Source organism: Mycoplasmopsis agassizii (assembly GCF_002276225.1).
Taxonomy (GTDB): domain Bacteria; phylum Bacillota_I; class Bacilli_A; order Mycoplasmatales; family Metamycoplasmataceae; genus Mycoplasmopsis_B; species Mycoplasmopsis_B agassizii_A.
Genome location: NZ_NQNY01000013.1, coordinates 25,586 through 42,605 on the forward strand (window position 1 = coordinate 25,586; position 17,020 = coordinate 42,605).

Here is a 17,020-nt window from a genome sequence, read left to right on the forward strand (position 1 = left end):
TTAAATTCTATAAGAATGAAGTAACATTTAATTGTGCAGTTGCTGTTTCAGTTCCTGAAGTTAGCGTTAAACTAATTGTAACATTAGGTGCAACATCTGAACCTGCATTAGTTTGTCCTGTAACAGTAACTGTTGCTGCTGTAATTGAACTAATATTTAATAATGCTAAAATTTGCTGGTTAGTATAACTTTTGAATTCTGTGTAACGTGGTGCGTTAGTTGTGTTATATCAAGTAGTTGAACTTGAATTAATTTGACCTTGCAAGGCTGCAATTTGACTTTTTGCACTTTCTAATGAAGCTAGTGAACTTTCTTGCTCAGTTGTAAATCCAGTGACATCAATTGTTTTGTAAACGAAAGCACTTGGATTTGAACGAATAGCAATTTTAATTTGTAAACGAACTGCTTTACCACCTTGTTGTGAAGTAGGTGCCATTTCTGCAGTATAACCTTCAACGTTATTGAACATTAAAGTGTATTCTAAACTAGCTTGTCCATTTGAAATGGTGAAATCTGCTGCATTAACTGCTGTAGGGTTTTTAGTTCTTGAAGCATCATTTAAAGTAACTGTTGGCACGATTGCATTATTAGCTGTAATTTGGTCTAGTGTTTTTAAACCAGTAATTACATGTGTGAATTCTTTTGATTCAACATTATTTCACTTAATTTTGTAAACAATTGTTTTAGTTCCTTGGTTTGCGTTTTCGCTTGTTCGTACTAAAACTAATGAATAAGTTGTTGTGTTTGTGCCACCGTTTTGATCATAAGTAATTGCTTGTCCGTCGATTGTAACTGATGTAATTCAGTTTTGAACAACTGAAGGAGTGAAGGCAATATCTTTAGGTTCGGTAGTTTCTTCACGACCTTTTCCTTCTTTTCAAACAACTGTTGCGGCATTAATTTTTTCTAAATTAGTTGTGATAAATCCTGAAACAGTAACTGTTTTTGTAGATTGCTGAGTAAGACCATTATATGAAAGTGTGTAAGTAAAACTTACAGTTCCATTAGTGTCATTTGCAGTAATGCTTGTAGCATTTACTGTAATTGCATCAATATTATTAGTATTTGTTTGAGCTGCAGTAAAGGCTGTTCCTGCTATTGTAACTCTTTCTAATAAAGAAGAAACGTTTAAAACGGTTACATCTGAAGCTTTTAAAGTAGTGTTATCAGTTTTAAATAAAGCTGTTGCTTCATTTAAATTATTTTGTGCATCAGTTTTAAATCCTGAGACTCTAAAGTTGATTAATTTTGCTTCAATTTTGTTGTATAAAATTCTTAATTGTAAGTTAAGTTCACCAGTTACGTTGAAGGTTTCAGTGATTGAAACAATTTCAACTGTAACAACTTTTGGAGTTTCATTTTCAGTTGTGGCAGTCAATTTATCTAATTGAGCCTGCACATTTGCATTTAAACTAAATTGGCTTAAAGTTGCATTTGAAGGTAAAACTGATTGCTTTTGATCACCAGTTGCTGTTGTACTGAATTTAAAGTCAACAGCATTAGCATCACTTGCAAAAATTTGCTCTGTTTGAGCAATTGCTTCTGCTCTAATTGTTTGTTGATTTCTAAATCCGTTAGTATCAATATTAGCAGTTCTAGTTTCATTACCTTTAACTACTTTAATAACAACACGTAATTGTCCATCGTTAATTTGCTTTTGAGTTGGGGTAGTAATTGACTCAATTGTTACGGTTGCACCCTTAGTATTTAGAGCATCTGGAAGAGCAATTTGATTAACATCTGTAATTGCTGTTGGTATTACCTGAGAAAGGTTAGTAATTTGTGAAGTTTTGTTACTATCTGTATAAAAACGTAAGCGATTTCCCTGAATAGTACCGATTAACTCATTAATAGTTCTAATATCATTTGCAGTTGTAGTTGTAAATCCTGTTAAGGTTGTGTCATAACTATAAATACTTTTATCATTTGTCGCATCACTGTTATAAGCATCTAAGTCTGCTTGGTTTAAAAATACCTTAATATTTGCTCCTAATGAACCTGAATCATTAGTTGCTTGAGAAGCACTTTTTGGTGTTAATGAATATCTTAATGAAGGTCATAAACTAGTGATTCTTAAAGTTATTTGCTGATTAGGTAAATTAAAATATGTTAGTAATTTACTTGTATCGATAACACCATTAAAACCTGATTCGCTAGGGTTTGAAACACCGTTAGCAACAAAATCAGTTGTCAATAATTGATTCAAAGGTTGAGCAATTACTGGCTTAATTGTTAGTGAAGGTGTATCTGCTTTTAAAGCGTTAATTAAAGTTTGGTTATTAGCTAGTTTGGTTAGGTAATCAAAGTAACTAGTTTGGTACTTTTTATTAGGAGCAGCAGTTGTTGCAGCGTTAAGTGAAACAGACATTTGCACTAATATTTGACCTTCTCCAGGGTTTGCTTGCCCTTGATTTACAAATAATTGGTTTTCCTGGATTAAATTTTGATATTGTTCACTACGACCAATTTTTTTCATAAAACGTTCTTGAATAACTGGATCAAGATCAAAATTTACTCAGTTAGCACGGTCAAAAATAATGTTTTCTTCATGGTTAGAACCTGAAACTACACTTGGAATTGTACCTTTTAAACGAGTTTGTAATTGCTCTCCAACATAACCAATTGTAAAGTTTAATTCTTTTGCTAATCAAGCGTTACGTTGCTCTTGAGTAAGCACTGTTCCGTTAGGATTGCGTACTCCTTCTAAGTCTGCAACTGTGATTAAACGGTTAGCATTTGAAGGCTTAACTGTACCTTCAAAAGGATAACTTTGAGTGATCAATTGTGCTCTTGTAATGGCACTTGCTAAAGCCGTATCACGGCTACGAATATTGTCATTATTAATTCTAATATTTGGATAATCTAAACGTGAATTTGCTTCTAATGCAGCAAAATGTTTGTTAACAATTTGATCAGCGATAAATTGATCTGCTGTTGAAATTGTTAAATTTAATGAAAAATCACGTGAAAATGCAGGAGCAACTGATGTTGCTTCTGTTGAACCACGGAAATTTAATTGGATAAATCCTGTTGAATCATCAGCGTTAGAAAAGCCTAAAAATTCAAATTTCATAACAATGTCATTGAAGTTTGGATTACTTTTTAGACTTGCAATCTTAGTTGTATCGATTTTTGGTTCAAAAGTTTTAGTTACTGATGAATTTGGTATTGTATGAACTGAAACAATTGAAGGAACATTTCTAAAAAATGTTCTAAGTGATATTTCAGTTGATGAAGATGCTTGGAAGTTATCAAACTCTAGAAAGTTCACGTTGTGAATATTATTGGCAGCGGTTTGAATTGCTTGAATGTAAGCAATTATTTTATCACGCTCTGTTCGTTGGCCAATTGAAATAAAACTAATTCCTTCTAAATCAACAGTAGTTTGATAAACACGTGGCTCTAAAGTGGGTTGATTAACACCTGAAACTGAAACTGTAACATTGATTGAAGTAGTATTATTTTCAGCGATCGCAATTACTTTATAAGCTAAATTGGTGTTTTTATTATCAATAACTAAATCATCAATTGTGACAGTTGTTAAAGTAATTTCACCGTTTCTTGCTCTTTCTTTAGTTCCATCATTTAAAGTTGGTTTTAAATCAGGTGAAGATGCAATTTGATTCTTCACTTCTTCTAAACTAGCAACAGCACTAATTGGAGAATTATTATTACCAATTACAACTGCTCCAATTGCAAAAGCACCAACTACTGCAACAGCACCAAGTGAAGCACCTAAACCAATTAAAGTCCTTTTGAATCTTTTATCCATATATTTCCTTTACTGTTAAAAAATTTTCTCTTTTTTAAATTTTATAACATGAGTTGAATTTCTATCTTTTTTTACTAAAAAAACTATTTTTAATAAAAAATAGAAAAAACCGCTTACAGCGGTAAAATTTGCTTTAAGCTTTCTTTGCTAAATCAACTAATTTATCAAAGATTTTTGGTTCACGAATTGCTAATTCTGCAAGCATTTTACGATTAATTTCGACATTTGCTTTTTTAAGACCTGCAATAAAACGTGAGTAAGTCATACCTTGTGCACGAGTTGCTGCATTAATACGAGCAATTCATAGTTTTCTAAAATTTCTTTTAACTTGTTTACGATCACGGAAAGCGTATGTTCATGATTTAACAACTGCCTGTTTAGCAACTTTAAATCCGATTGATTTATGTCCGAAATATCCTTTTGCAAGTTTTAATCATTTTTTACGACGTTGTCTTGTTATTGGACCTGTTTTAACTCTCATTTAATACACCTCTTATAACATATCTTTCAATCTTTTGTAATCGCTAGCATGCATCATTCCACCTTTACGTGATTGACGTTTTTGCTTTGTTGATTTATTTTGAGCTAAATGTGAACGATATGCACCACCACGTTTAACTTTTCCTGAAGCAGTAATTTTGATACGCTTTTTTAAGCCACTTTTTGTTTTTAACTTAGGCATTAGTTCTCCTGTTCATCTTCTTCATCATTTGTTTGAAGGTTTTCATTAGAATCTTTTGTTTTAACTGCGTTTTCATTATTTTTTAAATATTTAGCAATTTTCTTTTTATCTGGATGAATCACCATATCTAGGAAGCGACCAGCATTAAGGGCCGCTTCTTTATCAATCTTAGCAACATCTTCAACAAGCGCAAAAAAGCGTTTTAAAGTATCATGACCAATATCTTGGCGAGATAATTCACGACCTCTGAACTTTAAAGATAATTTAACTCTATCACCTTCAAGTAAGAATTCTCTTGCTTTTCTAGCTTTGATTGCTAAATCATTTTCATCGATTAATGGTGTTAATCGAATTTGATGATTTTTAACAACTGTTTGTTTTTCTTTAAGCTCTTTTTCACGGCGCTTTTTATCATATTTAAATTTACCATAATCTAAAATTCTGACTACAGGTTTTGGTTGGGTAGTGATTAGAACTAAATCTTTGCGTTCTTCACGAGCAAGTTCTAGTGCTTTATCACGCTCATAAACCCCTAGTTTTTCTCCATCTGATGAGATTAAAAAAACCTTGTTAAAGGGAATATCCTTATTTAAATACGCCTCTTTTTGAGGACCACGATTTTTTTTGATGTTGCTATTGTTGTTTTGACTCATAGATTAAGACTTGAAAAAGTCTTGTATTTTCTCCGTTTCGATAAAAAATAAAAGTGGCAATACTTAATATCACCACTTTGCTTGCAAACTATAATAAAAATTTAAAAAATTTAAATTGTAGCGCAGACCCATGAACTCTAGTTCATCAGGTGAGAAGTGATTCTACTTTCTGCAATTTAATGCTTTTCAATAATAGCACAATAAATTAAAATTGTAAGTTTTTATATTGTCTTTTTTAGGGCTATTTTTTCAGATTATGTAAGGCTGCAATTAAGATATTTTCAAACAACATTGCAACAGTAACTGGGCCTATACTACCAAGGGCAGGAGCTAGAAATTTGGCTTTTGATGAAACACTTTCTTCATCAATGTCTCCATAAATTTTGTTATCAATTTTGCTAAAACCAACATCAATTAAAATAGCATCTTTTTTTACATTATGAGCTTTGATTAAACCTGGAACACCAGTTGCAACAATTAGTAAATCATGCGTTTCACTATTTGCTAAGGTAGTTTCAATATCATATGTTTTTAAGTTGTTATTTAATCTTGAAATGATTATTTTAAGTGGATAACCAATTAGCCTGCTTTGTCCAATAATCCCAACTGATTGATTAACATAATCTAATTTATGATGATCCATAAATTTGATCACTGCCATTGCAGTTGCTGGTTTTAAATAAAATTCTTGATGATTGTTTAGTAAATATTTTTGGCTTAAAGTTGATAAGCCATCAACATCCTTTTTATAATCAACTGCATCTAAAATTTTTTCTGTATTAAATTTATTAGGTAATGGTAATTGAACAATTATACTGTCAGAAGTCTTGTTTAAATTCTGAATATCATTAATAATTAATTCTTCATCATGTTTTTCAGAATAACGTATTAATTCAGCATCAACACCTACTTCTTTTGCAAACATCATTTTGTAATTTATGTATGTAATTGATGCAGGATTATCTCCAATTAAAATTATTTTTAAAGTAGCCTTTTTATTTAATTTTGAAAACTCTATTTTTAAATTTTCTTTTATATTTAGAGCTAAATCTTTTCCAAATAATTTATCCATTAATTAATTTTTCCAATTGTGTTTTATATAACTCTAATTTGTCTTTTTCTTCTTGAATTTTTTCTGGTTTTGCTTTATCTAAAAAACCTTTATTTGAAAGAATTCTGTTAGCTCTTTCAATTTCAGAATTTAAGAAATTAATTTGTTTTTGTTTTTCATCAGACAATTTCTTTTTAATACTTTCATCTAATTTAATGTATAAATCATAGTTTTTGAAAAACACCTTTTCATCCCTATTTTCCGATGTTTTAGCACTACATAATTTATTAATTACCTCAAAATCTTCTGAACTAAAATTCGAAGAAATTAAGTCATAATAAATAATTTCATCTTTAGTTAAATTTAGATCAACTCTTTTATTTCTTAAAATTTTAACTAATTCAATAATGTCATCAACATTTGTTTTGGATGCTTTATATGTTTTATTAATAGAGTGATTTAATAATTCATCATTATAAATATTTTCAAAAAGATAATCAGTTAAAAAAGGTAAAAATGGATGAATTAAAATTAATAAATCTTTTAATAATTTAAACTGAAAATTAGCATTAGGATTTAATTTTGTTAACTCTAAATAATTAGAAGATAAGTCTTCCATTATAAATTGATAAACGACTTTTCCTATTAATGTGAATTCATATTTTTTAATATATTTCTCGATGTCTTTTACTAACTTAGAAAATTTATTACTAATTCATAAATCAAACTTATTTTGTTTTTTTACAGTGTCATCTTTTTCATAATTTAATTTAATTAAACGTGCCACATTTCAAATTTTATTTTGAAAATTTCATGCTGCAGAAATCTTTTCAAAATTAACTGATAAGTCTTGCCCTGCAGTTGTATTTGTGATTAAAAATCATCTTAATGAATCAGAACCATATTTATCAATTACATCAATTGGGTCAATACCATTACCAAGTGATTTTGACATTTTTCGATTTTGTTCATCACGAACTATGCCGTGGTAAAAAACATCTTTGAAGGGTTTTTTATTTGTAAATTGTATTCCCATAAAATACATTCTTGTAACTCAAAAAAATAAAATATCATAGCCAGTTACTAATAAATCAGTTGGATAATATCTTTCAAGCATTTTAATTTCTTGAGGTCAAGATAGAAATGAAAATGGAGATAAAGCTGATGAAAATCAAGTATCTAAAACATCTTCATCTCGAGTTCAATTTTCACCAGGAGATTCAACTTGAACTTTCACTTCATCCTCTTTATATCAAGCAGGAATTTGATGTCCTCATCAAATCTGACGGCTAATTGCTCAATCGTTTACATTATTCAATCATTGCTTTAAAACATTTTTAAAACGAGTTGGGAAACTTTTAACTGCATCAGTAGTTTCAAGGTGTTTCAAAACATTTTCAGCAAGTGGTTTCATCTTTACAAATCATTGCTTTTTAACTAAAATTTCAATTAATGAATTACTTCGGTCACTATAAGATAAAGCAGAAACTGTTTTTTCTTCTTTAACTAATAAGTTATTTTCTCTCAAATAATCTGCAACTTTTACTCTTGCCTCTAAACGATCTAAACCTTGAAAATCACCTGCATTTTGATTCATTAATCCATCATCATTAATACATTCAAGGATTTCTAAATTATGTTTTTTAATAATATCAATATCATCAGTTGCATGTGCTGAAACTTTCATCACACCTGAACCAAATTTAATATCAACAAAATCATCAGCGATGATTGGAATTAATTTTTTAGATATAGGATGAACTACAAACTTACCTAAATAATATTGATAACGTTTATCTTGCGAATTAACTGCCAAAGCAACATCGCTAAAAAGTGTCTCTGTTCTTACTGTCGCAACTGTTAAAAATTGGTCACTATCTTGCAAGAAATATTTAATGTAATACATGGTTTGCTCAGCATTTTTACTAACTATTTCCATATTTGAAAGTGTTGTTTTTTGTTGCACGTCTCAATTAATTGCTCGATAATCTCGATAAATTAAACCTTGCTCATAAAGCGAAATAAAAACCTTATTAACTGCTTCATTTGCTTTATTATCAAGGGTAAAACGCTCATTTTCATAATCTAAAGCAAGCCCTAGTTTGGCTCATTGCTTATGAATATTATTTGCATATAAGTGTTTTCATTCTCATGTTTTTTCTAAAAAAGCTTCTCTACCTAGATCATAGCGAGTCTTATTACTTTTAGCAAGTTCTTGCTCAACTCTTACTTGTGTTGCAATTCCTGCATGATCAGTTGCTGCTACTCAGAAAACATCATGATCAGTTAATTTTTTATAACGAATCACAGTATCTTGAATGTAGTTATTTAAAGCATGACCAATATGTAAATTACCAGTAACATTAGGTGGAGGTAAAATAATTGAATAAGGTTTTTTTCTCAAATCATGATTTGAGAAAAAACGTTTATCTACTCATTTTTGATTTCTATTTGCTTCAACTAGTGCATGATTAAATTTTGTTTCCATAAGCAACACTCCTTGTTTATGTTTTCTATTTTAATAAAAAGACCTTTACTTTTGTAAAAGTCTTTTGTTTTATTTTTTCATTTTCTCGATATGATCTCATGAAATTTCAGTAACTATTTTACGACCTAATGATTCATAATCAATGGTTACGTATTTCATTTTCTCATTAACTTGCTTTACTTTGTAATAAATTTCTTGTTCTTCATTAACTAAAGGACCAGCAATAATTTTAACTAGATCACCTTCTAAAAATGGCGCTTGATTAATACGCTCTTCAAATGCTTTTTGGTGTTTGATTTCACTATCTAAAAGACGGCGAAATTCACGCTTACTAATTGGTGTTGGTTTAACCCCATCACCATGAGATCCAACTATCCCTGTAACGTATTCCGTATTACGGGTTAAGTATCAGGTGTCATCAGTCATTAGCATGTTGATAAAGACATATCCTTTATAAAGGTTTATATATTTGACAACATAGTTTTCACCACGTTGTTTTTTTTCTAACTCAGTTTTACTAATTTTTGGTTCTTTAAAAATTTTAAAATCCCGGAAAAACTCTCCCATTTTTGTGGCATTGATTTTATTTTTTAAAGACTCAATGACTTGCTCTTCCTTGTTAGGTACAACCACAACTGTATATCAAGCATATCTTTCACTATTGTTACTCATAAATTAAACTCCTACTCCTAAAGCATTTAGCACCGATGAAGATGCTGTAGCAACTGCTAAAACAAATAATGAAAAAACAATTGTAAAAATAATAATTTTTAGAAATTGGTGCGTACTTGTTCTAGTTTTTGGTCAGCGAACTCTTTTAAGTTCTTTAAAAAAGAGAACTAATTGTTTTCACAATCAATTTCTTTTTCTAATTTTTCTAACTCGAGCACTTCTATTTTTAAACATTTATTTCTCCTCTTTATGCATTGTGTGTTTTTTACATACCTTGCAATATTTTTTGATAGCTAAACGTTCTTCTTTACTGTTGGTGCTCTTTATGCGATTTCTACAGATCTCGCATGCAATTGCAATTTTAGTCGACATTGTTAATTATGATAAACAAAAAAATGAAAAATAATTAATTTTGTACTCATTTAAGGTGTTTTTTTCATTCACTTGCAAGTTTTTTCTGCTCATACTTGCTTAAAGGTCTAGATTTATAGACATCTCGTGGGTTAAAATCGTTGACAATAATTTTTCTGACCACGAATGCTAGCTGTTCTGAAAGGTTTTCATTTTTCATCATCAAGTATAAATCTTGCCTTAAAATGCGTTCCTTAATAGTATCATCACCTTCAACTCAATCAAATTCAAAGCCTTCTTTTGCTAGACTCGCATAATTAAAGCGGTTTGATTGTGAATTCATTGATGAAATTTCACCAAGCATTACATTTTTTCATAATGTGTATAGATAACTCAGTAAGGTTTTATCAGCTTCTGGCTGATAGTTTTTCATTAATTCATAAGTTTTGAATAGTGCTATTCAAACTAGATCATCTTCGTTTAGACAGGTTGAATAATGGATACTAAGAAGTTTCCTTGCTATGGTGCGCATTAAAGCTGAATAATCTTGATAATACAATCTTAATTGTCTACTTTTTTTAAGATTGACTAGTTTGCTACTTTTACTCTCTTGCTTTTGATTAATACTGCTGGTGCCTGAAAAATTTTCAGACATTGTCAGTTCTGTCAAAATCTCTCTCATCAGCATACGGTCTATCTAATCTACTGCATATCATTTTGCAAAAAATTTACTAACCATTAAAAATTTTTGATTAAAATCGACATTAAAGATTTGATTAAACTGCAAAATATGGTAATTGATGATTATTTCAACCATTTATGAGACAATGGAGAGTCTAAATACCTATTTTAGAATAAGTCTTTTAGCTTCAATTTTTAGTTTTAAATCGTAAAAAATAATCGCAGAAGCTGCTGAAGCATTTAGTGATTGCACAGTTCCAAAACTAGGTATTTTGAATAATAAATCACTTTCTTTGATTAGTGAATTATTCACTCCTTTATGCTCGTTACCGATGATAACGACACTTTTATTATCAAAATCGACTGATTTTAGATCAACAGTTTTTTCTGATAAGTGTGAAGCATAAACTCAATAGCCTGCTTTTTTTAGTTTTTGAATTGTAGTTGTTAATGATGAAGCTTTATGAAATTTCATATTAATAAAACCTCCTGATGAAGCCTTTAAAACTGCATCAGTTATTTGTACACTTCGCTCTTTTGCAAAAACCATATTTTTAATTCCAAATGAATTTGCACTACGAATTATTGCTCCAAAATTTTGGGGATCTTCTAAATGATCAAGAACAATAATTGGCTCTTGAGTTTTAATTAATTCTTCAATTGTTAAATAATTAAAATCACTAATTTGCGCAATGTATCCTTGATGATTTGTTTTAGTTAATTTATTCATTTCATACTTATCTAAATAAGTAATTTTAATGTCAGTTTCTAGTTCTAATTTCTTACCCTTTTCTAGATAAATTTTTTCGATTTTAAAATTAAATTTTATGGCTTCATAAATTGAATTTTTACCAGTTAAAAATAATTTATTGTTTGTCACTTTTTTTGCCTTGATCAATGAAATCATAAACTGTATATTTGACATCTAAAAGATCTTTGTCGACAGTACTTATAAAGTTCATTGCTTCTTCAATTTTATCTCTACTTTCATTCACAACAAGAAATAGTTTTGCAATCTCCTTATATAATTTACTTCCTTGTTTAATATTAGGAGAATATCTTTCACCAATAATTTTTATTAAATGTAACATAAATCCTATTCCATTAGAAAAATTAAATTTTCCAAAAGCAATATGTATATCTTCAACATATCTATCAGATAAAATGTAATCTAGAAAATCAAATATTGTTTCAATACAATATCCTAAATCAGATGGTATAGGTGAGTCACTATTGGCTATTTTATGAAAACAAATTATATGTTCTCATTGATTTAGACCATAAATATATGTTTCAAATTTATTAATATAATTCAATTCTATCATGCTTGCTAACTCACTATCTTCTTTACTTTGGCTTGATAAAGAATCATCTAATATTGCTAGAACATGTTCTTTTATATCATCTACAGTTTGGTCTGTATCTAATAATAGTTTTACTATTTTGCTATATAGGTGTTTACCTTCTCACATTGTAGACTTAACAACAATTTGAAAACCTTCTTTTATGCTTACGTTATTTACTGTAGAAGCCTCCATAACATCTTCAAAATATTTTTTTATACTTGCTTTATGAGATTGAATTCTTGCACGAAAACCCCTAGAATTCAGGGTTTTGCCTATATAATAGAAAGAATTTTTTTTGTCAATTACAATTTCAAGAACGTAAATTCCTTTACCATTTTCATTATATTTTGTAATTGGCTGCATGTGGTTTTTAATATGATTTTTCATAACTAAATGATAATACATTTGCGACTAATAAATTCATTATTTTGCAATTCATCTTTTTAAAAATAAATAGTAAATGATGAATTAAAAAAAGCACTTTCTAAAAAATGCTTTTTCATAAATTTTTCATTCTTAAATTAAACTTTCACTTAGTAACATTTCACGATATTCATCTGCTTGAATATAGTCTTGATTATCATGATGAATTTTTCAAATACGATATAACTCTAAAAATTTAATTTTGTTTTTCCTTAAATGATCATGTCAATTAAAGTCCATCAAATTAATTAAGGTGTAAATATGTTTTAACGTTTCTTTGTTTAAACTTTTATTGTAATTAGAAATTAATTTATCAATTGAAAATAAATATTTTTGAAAATTTAATTCAACTAAATGATTAACTGCTTCTTTAGTTGTATCATCAACAACGATGCGATCACAGTTATATAACATTGCTTCAAAAATAATTTTCTTATATTTTTTAATAATGTTTTCTTGTTGTTTTATTAAGACATTATTTAAATTAATTGGAGCACTTATTTTTGTTCCTAAAATAATTAATTTAAAAATATCTGGTTCAAAATCATCTGCCTTAATTATATTTCCAAGCGATTTTGACATCTTTTTATTTTCATAAAAAATCTGCCCAGTATGCATTCAATTTTTTGTAATATCTTTGCCATAAATTGCTTGATGTTGAGCGTTTTCATTCTCATGATGAGGAAATTTTAAATCCATTCCACCACCATGATAATCAATTGTTTCACCATGGAAATAATTGTTGATAAAAGCAGCACATTCTGTATGCCATCCAGGTCTTCCAGTGTATTTATTAAAACTATAAAGTGGTTGAATATCTGACTGTTTTCATAGATAAAAATTTGCCTCTTCATAATCTATATCTTTATCACGATTCACGTTTTTACCGTAGTTTTCAACTTTACTAATATCAAGTAAAACTCCATCATCTTCATAAATAACTTTATTAGATTTTAATAATTTATTTAAGTAACCTTTGATCATGACAAGACTTTTTGTAACATAGACTAGATGAGTAATTGTTCTAATTCCATATTTTTTTAAAAGCTGCACATATTCTCTAGAATACTTTTGTGAAATCTCAAATGGGTGCACCCCTTCTTCATCGGCTCGCTGAATTATTTTGTCATCAATATCAGTGATATTGTGGACAAAAGTAATTGCTTTTTGGTGAAATAGATTTGCCTTTGCAAAAATATGAGATGTTAAAACAGGCCTCATATTACCAATATGAGGTGAATCATATACAGTTGGTCCACAAGTATATAACTTGATAATATTATCATGCTTACTTTGCACTAAGGTTTTTAGCCTATTAGTTCTTAAATATTGATTGGCAAAGTATTTTAATTTTTTTTCTTTAAAAAGTAATAAACAATCATTAGCTAGATTTGAGACATAATTATTTAGTGTTTCTTGATTAAAAATATCTTTATGTTGTTCTTTTCAGTCTAATAAAGTATTAACCTCTTTAAACAAAATATTAACTAGCTCATTTGAGTAGTTATATTTAACTTTATTTGCTTTAAATTCAGTAATATCAACGATTTCTAATTCTTTATCAGCATAGTCTTTTAAATCTAAATCATAGTCAATATATTTGACTGTATTATCTTCAAAAAAATATGGACTTGACATATTTATATATAAAAAATTTCCAGTTGGTCTAAGTAAATATAAAGCATTAAAAAAATGCTTTTTATAAAAAAATCAAATCGAAGGCTCAGTTACTGAATACTTGCGATCTTTTATGTCTTGTACTTTAGCCCTGTAAAGATAAAGTACAAGTTTTTCATCATCATCTGCAATTACAATGGCGTTGTTTCATTGCCGGTACAAAGTACCGTCATGTTTAAATCCCTGAATATTAACTTTTTGGTATTTATGTGTTTTTTTATTCATCAAACTTCTCCTTATGAGGATCTTGTCATCTGAACTTGCTGGTCACTATCTTTTGCGATTGTATAAAAATTTCTCGATCCTAATTCGCCTTGTTGGTTTGCTCTAAAAGAGGTAATTGTGCGTGAAGTATTATTAAGTACGGGCGCAAATTTTTCATTTTCTTGAATTTCATCATCATTATTTAAATCATCTCAAAAATAAATTCTTGAGGTCGAAACATGAGTTGAAACATCCATAAAATAAGCATCACTCATTCATGAAACATATTCAGAAGTTGAGTCTGTTATTTTACTTTCAAGTGGACCTAAAGTTTTACTTAAATCGCTAACATTTTGCTTTGCTTTGAAAGTAAATTCACCATCTTTTAATAAGTTTTCAACTGGGTTGAAAACAATATCTTTGGAAGCAAAATCATTATTGTCTGTCAAAATATTTTTATTTGAATTAATATTTTTATTATTCAAATAAGTAATTGCAACCTTAATTTGCTTTGTCCCGTTTTCAATTATTAAAGCATCATACTTAGCAGCTTTTTCTTTACTTAAAAACCCACTCATACGAATATTATTAAACTTATCTCTCATACTTGAATCATTAGGATTTTTTGCTTGCACAATTCCTAATGATTTAACTGCAATATTAGGATTAACATAATAGATCTGATTAATTTCATTATCATAACCCATTGCTTTTAAATAAGCGTTATATAACTCTTTAGTGCGATCTTCAAAAGTAACAATTTTTCTGTTATTAATTTGCAATGAACCTTTACTTGTATTATTTGCAAGCAAATATTGTGCTCCATGATTATCTGAAGCGATGTAAGGAACATCAACATTATTAACACTTTGAGATAAAAGTTTATTACTACGCCCTAAATCTTCAATATAGGTATCTGAATAGGTGCGAATATTAGTAACTGATGTATTAACTGTTTCTGAAACTGAAGTGCCAAAGCCGTTTTGTGCAAACATAAAACGGTTTGAAAAATTGCTTCCCGGATTTTCTACTGAATAAAAAGGTACATAACCAATTTTTTGAAATTCTCGTGGCACTAATTCTGCTTGAGAATAAAAGTAAGCGATCTGCTCAGCACCATAAGTGATGGCTGAATTATTGCGAAAACCACTATTGGTTGAAACTTCAGGTGCACTGACATATAAATTATTAGTAACTGCTTGCAATTGTGCATTAGCAACAGTTGAATTTTCATTAGCCATGGCATATAAAACTGATGCAGCATAAACTGCACAAAGACATTGTCTAGGACCAGCTGCTGAAACTCAAGAACGTAAATGTTCTGATTTTAAAGCGTTATTATCAGCTGTGTTTTCATAATTTAAAAGTTGTTGAAATTCTTCAACGAAACTTTTATTTCACTGGCTAGCAGAAACTGTAACATTATTTTGCCCTGATGTTGAAGTTGAGACTGCTTTAGAAACTAAAGTTGTATTATTAGTTCTTGTAATTTGATTTAAATTGTCACTTTGTAAATATGAATTTGCAAAGTGATGGAAATATTCATGGTAAATAGTTGGTAAAACAGCATCAACTTTTTGCTCAAAGCTCATGTCTTGCATAATGTAACTATTAACACTGATGAAAATCTCATTAGTTGCTGGAAAATATTGCCCATTAACTCCAGTTGATAAAATATCGACATTATTAAAAGAAATTCTTTTTAAGTCGTAAATTTCTGGTCCATAGGCTAGACGATCTAAAATTATTTTATGAAGATCAGCAAGTTCTTCTTTTGAAAAAAATCATTTCTCACTACCATTTGTTAAACGTGCTGCAAATGAATCATATTGGATTCAATTAGTTGCAGGTACATTTGTAGCAGTACCTGCTGAGTTTTGTACTGTCGTTGCAACTGATCAATTCGAATTAGTACTAAAAGGTGATTTAGGCGAGTAAGTTACGAGCGAACCATTTGCGCTAGGATCTAGGGCAATTGGTAAGTTACCTTTTAAAGCTCCCGTAGTTACTAGGATGATTGCACCTGTGGTTGCAGCAATTGAAACAACAAAAACTGATGATAACGCTATCAAAATATTTTTAACGATTTTAACTCTAGTTTTAGAAACAACTTTTTTCATAAAATCATTATATTATTTATTTTTAGTTATTGAAAAAGTTATTGATTTTCCTTAATAACTAAGTTTTTAATAAGTTTTTATTTTTTTTATGCTTAAAAGCATTTTCCGATACTTTTAAGCATTTGTTTTTAGCCAAATTTTAAATTAAAAAAATGGCCCCCTGATAAATCAAGGGGTTAAAACAAAAAAGAAGGTACATACTATAAAAAAACCAAAAATTTAGTTTATTTTAAATAAGTTGTACTGCCTAGGAAGGTAACTTAGAATTCGTCATCTAAGGTGTTCGTTTACCACCTAGGCATTGTCATTATACAAAAAAATCGTTTAATGTGCAAATTTTACCCATAAAATAACGATTTTGTTTTTTGTCTGATTTTTTGCAGTAAAAGTTTTGGATTTTGCCACAATTTTTGCTTGTTTTGCCAAATAATTGATAATAATAAATTAGTTGCAAAACAAATTTAGAGTCAAATAGTAGGATTTAGTGAAATATTTGTGGAAAATTTTGCACTTTTAAATTTTTTACGTCTATGTGGCTTATAATAGAGAAAGGAGGCTATATGTATCAATACAAAGCAATTTTGAAATCAACAAAAGAAGTAGTTGCTGAAGGTCATTCAGTCAAAGATGTTGAAAATGATATCAAAGCATATCGCAGAGCACAGAAAAAAGGTGAACATACAAAAGGTCAAGAACTAATTGAAATTTACCATGTTTTCCGTGAAAAAACTGAGGGTGAAGATAACTCAAAAAAAGAACTGATTAAAACAGTTTAAAAACTAAACTAAATAAAATTTAAAAATAACTCAAGATTGAGTTATTTCCCGCATCGGCCTAATAACTGCAACAGAAAGGTTGTAGTTATTTTTTATAATATAAGTAATATGAAATACAAACAAG

The 17,020-nt window shown here is 29.0% G+C and carries 15 protein-coding genes and 1 other annotated feature; of the genes, 1 reads left to right on the plus strand and 14 read right to left on the minus strand.

Annotated elements, in window-relative coordinates; genetic code table 4:
* Window positions 1–7: 7 nt before the first annotated feature.
* The 14 genes from CJJ23_RS03790 to CJJ23_RS03855 form a co-directional block, all read right to left on the minus strand.
* Entirely contained in the window at window positions 8–3,772 is a 3,765-nt protein-coding gene (locus CJJ23_RS03790) for a lipoprotein 17-related variable surface protein (RefSeq protein ID WP_095335033.1), read from the minus strand.
* 133 nt (window positions 3,773–3,905) lie between these two features.
* Window positions 3,906–4,253, minus strand: coding sequence for a 50S ribosomal protein L20 (gene rplT, locus CJJ23_RS03795; protein WP_095335034.1), 348 nt, complete (start codon window positions 4,251–4,253; stop codon window positions 3,906–3,908).
* Between the two features lie 12 nt (window positions 4,254–4,265).
* Window positions 4,266–4,454: a 50S ribosomal protein L35 gene (rpmI, locus tag CJJ23_RS03800; protein ID WP_084231989.1), complete on the minus strand. Its 189-nt coding sequence runs from the start codon at window positions 4,452–4,454 to the stop codon at window positions 4,266–4,268.
* Window positions 4,454–5,107 (minus strand): translation initiation factor IF-3, encoded by a 654-nt coding sequence (infC, locus tag CJJ23_RS03805; RefSeq protein WP_095335035.1) that lies wholly within the window; start codon window positions 5,105–5,107, stop codon window positions 4,454–4,456. The genes rpmI and infC overlap by 1 nt, the downstream gene beginning before the upstream one ends.
* A gap of 39 nt (window positions 5,108–5,146) precedes the next feature.
* Window positions 5,147–5,281 (minus strand) — a sequence feature (ribosomal protein L20 leader region).
* A 67-nt stretch (window positions 5,282–5,348) separates the two neighbouring features.
* Complete coding sequence (locus tag CJJ23_RS03810; protein ID WP_095335036.1) at window positions 5,349–6,179, minus strand: bifunctional 5,10-methylenetetrahydrofolate dehydrogenase/5,10-methenyltetrahydrofolate cyclohydrolase; 831 nt, start codon at window positions 6,177–6,179, stop codon at window positions 5,349–5,351.
* Window positions 6,172–8,646, minus strand: a complete 2,475-nt coding sequence (locus tag CJJ23_RS03815; RefSeq protein WP_095335037.1) for a valine--tRNA ligase — start codon at window positions 8,644–8,646, stop codon at window positions 6,172–6,174. The genes CJJ23_RS03810 and CJJ23_RS03815 overlap by 8 nt, the downstream gene beginning before the upstream one ends.
* Window positions 8,647–8,715: 69 nt before the next feature.
* A complete protein-coding gene (gene nusG / locus CJJ23_RS03820; protein WP_095335038.1) occupies window positions 8,716–9,318 on the minus strand; it encodes a transcription termination/antitermination protein NusG in 603 nt (200 codons plus the stop codon).
* A 3-nt stretch (window positions 9,319–9,321) separates the two neighbouring features.
* Window positions 9,322–9,552 carry a preprotein translocase subunit SecE gene (gene secE, locus CJJ23_RS03825; RefSeq protein ID WP_095335039.1) on the minus strand — a complete coding sequence of 77 codons (231 nt, stop codon included), beginning with the start codon at window positions 9,550–9,552 and terminating at the stop codon, window positions 9,322–9,324.
* Window positions 9,553–9,690 carry a 50S ribosomal protein L33 gene (gene rpmG / locus CJJ23_RS03830; protein ID WP_084231983.1) on the minus strand — a complete coding sequence of 46 codons (138 nt, stop codon included), beginning with the start codon at window positions 9,688–9,690 and terminating at the stop codon, window positions 9,553–9,555. It lies immediately after the preceding gene.
* Window positions 9,691–9,724: 34 nt separating this feature from the next.
* The gene (locus CJJ23_RS03835; protein WP_095335040.1) at window positions 9,725–10,324 is read right to left on the minus strand and encodes a sigma factor; all 600 of its coding nucleotides are present in this window, start codon (window positions 10,322–10,324) and stop codon (window positions 9,725–9,727) included.
* Window positions 10,325–10,513: 189 nt separating this feature from the next.
* Window positions 10,514–11,230 carry a 23S rRNA (guanosine(2251)-2'-O)-methyltransferase RlmB gene (gene rlmB, locus CJJ23_RS03840; RefSeq protein WP_234805558.1) on the minus strand — a complete coding sequence of 239 codons (717 nt, stop codon included), beginning with the start codon at window positions 11,228–11,230 and terminating at the stop codon, window positions 10,514–10,516.
* On the minus strand, window positions 11,217–12,083 hold the full coding sequence (locus CJJ23_RS03845) for a hypothetical protein (protein ID WP_143823638.1): 867 nt from the start codon (window positions 12,081–12,083) through the stop codon (window positions 11,217–11,219). The genes rlmB and CJJ23_RS03845 overlap by 14 nt, the downstream gene beginning before the upstream one ends.
* A 129-nt stretch (window positions 12,084–12,212) precedes the next feature.
* Window positions 12,213–14,021 (minus strand): DUF402 domain-containing protein, encoded by a 1,809-nt coding sequence (locus CJJ23_RS03850; protein WP_095335043.1) that lies wholly within the window; start codon window positions 14,019–14,021, stop codon window positions 12,213–12,215.
* An 11-nt stretch (window positions 14,022–14,032) separates the two neighbouring features.
* Complete coding sequence (locus CJJ23_RS03855; RefSeq protein WP_095335044.1) at window positions 14,033–16,120, minus strand: MYPU_1760 family metalloprotease; 2,088 nt, start codon at window positions 16,118–16,120, stop codon at window positions 14,033–14,035.
* 560 nt (window positions 16,121–16,680) lie between these two features.
* Here CJJ23_RS03855 and CJJ23_RS03860 point away from each other — a divergent pair.
* Window positions 16,681–16,896, plus strand: coding sequence for an MAG6790 family protein (locus CJJ23_RS03860; RefSeq protein WP_084231977.1), 216 nt, complete (start codon window positions 16,681–16,683; stop codon window positions 16,894–16,896).
* Window positions 16,897–17,020 lie beyond the last annotated feature (124 nt).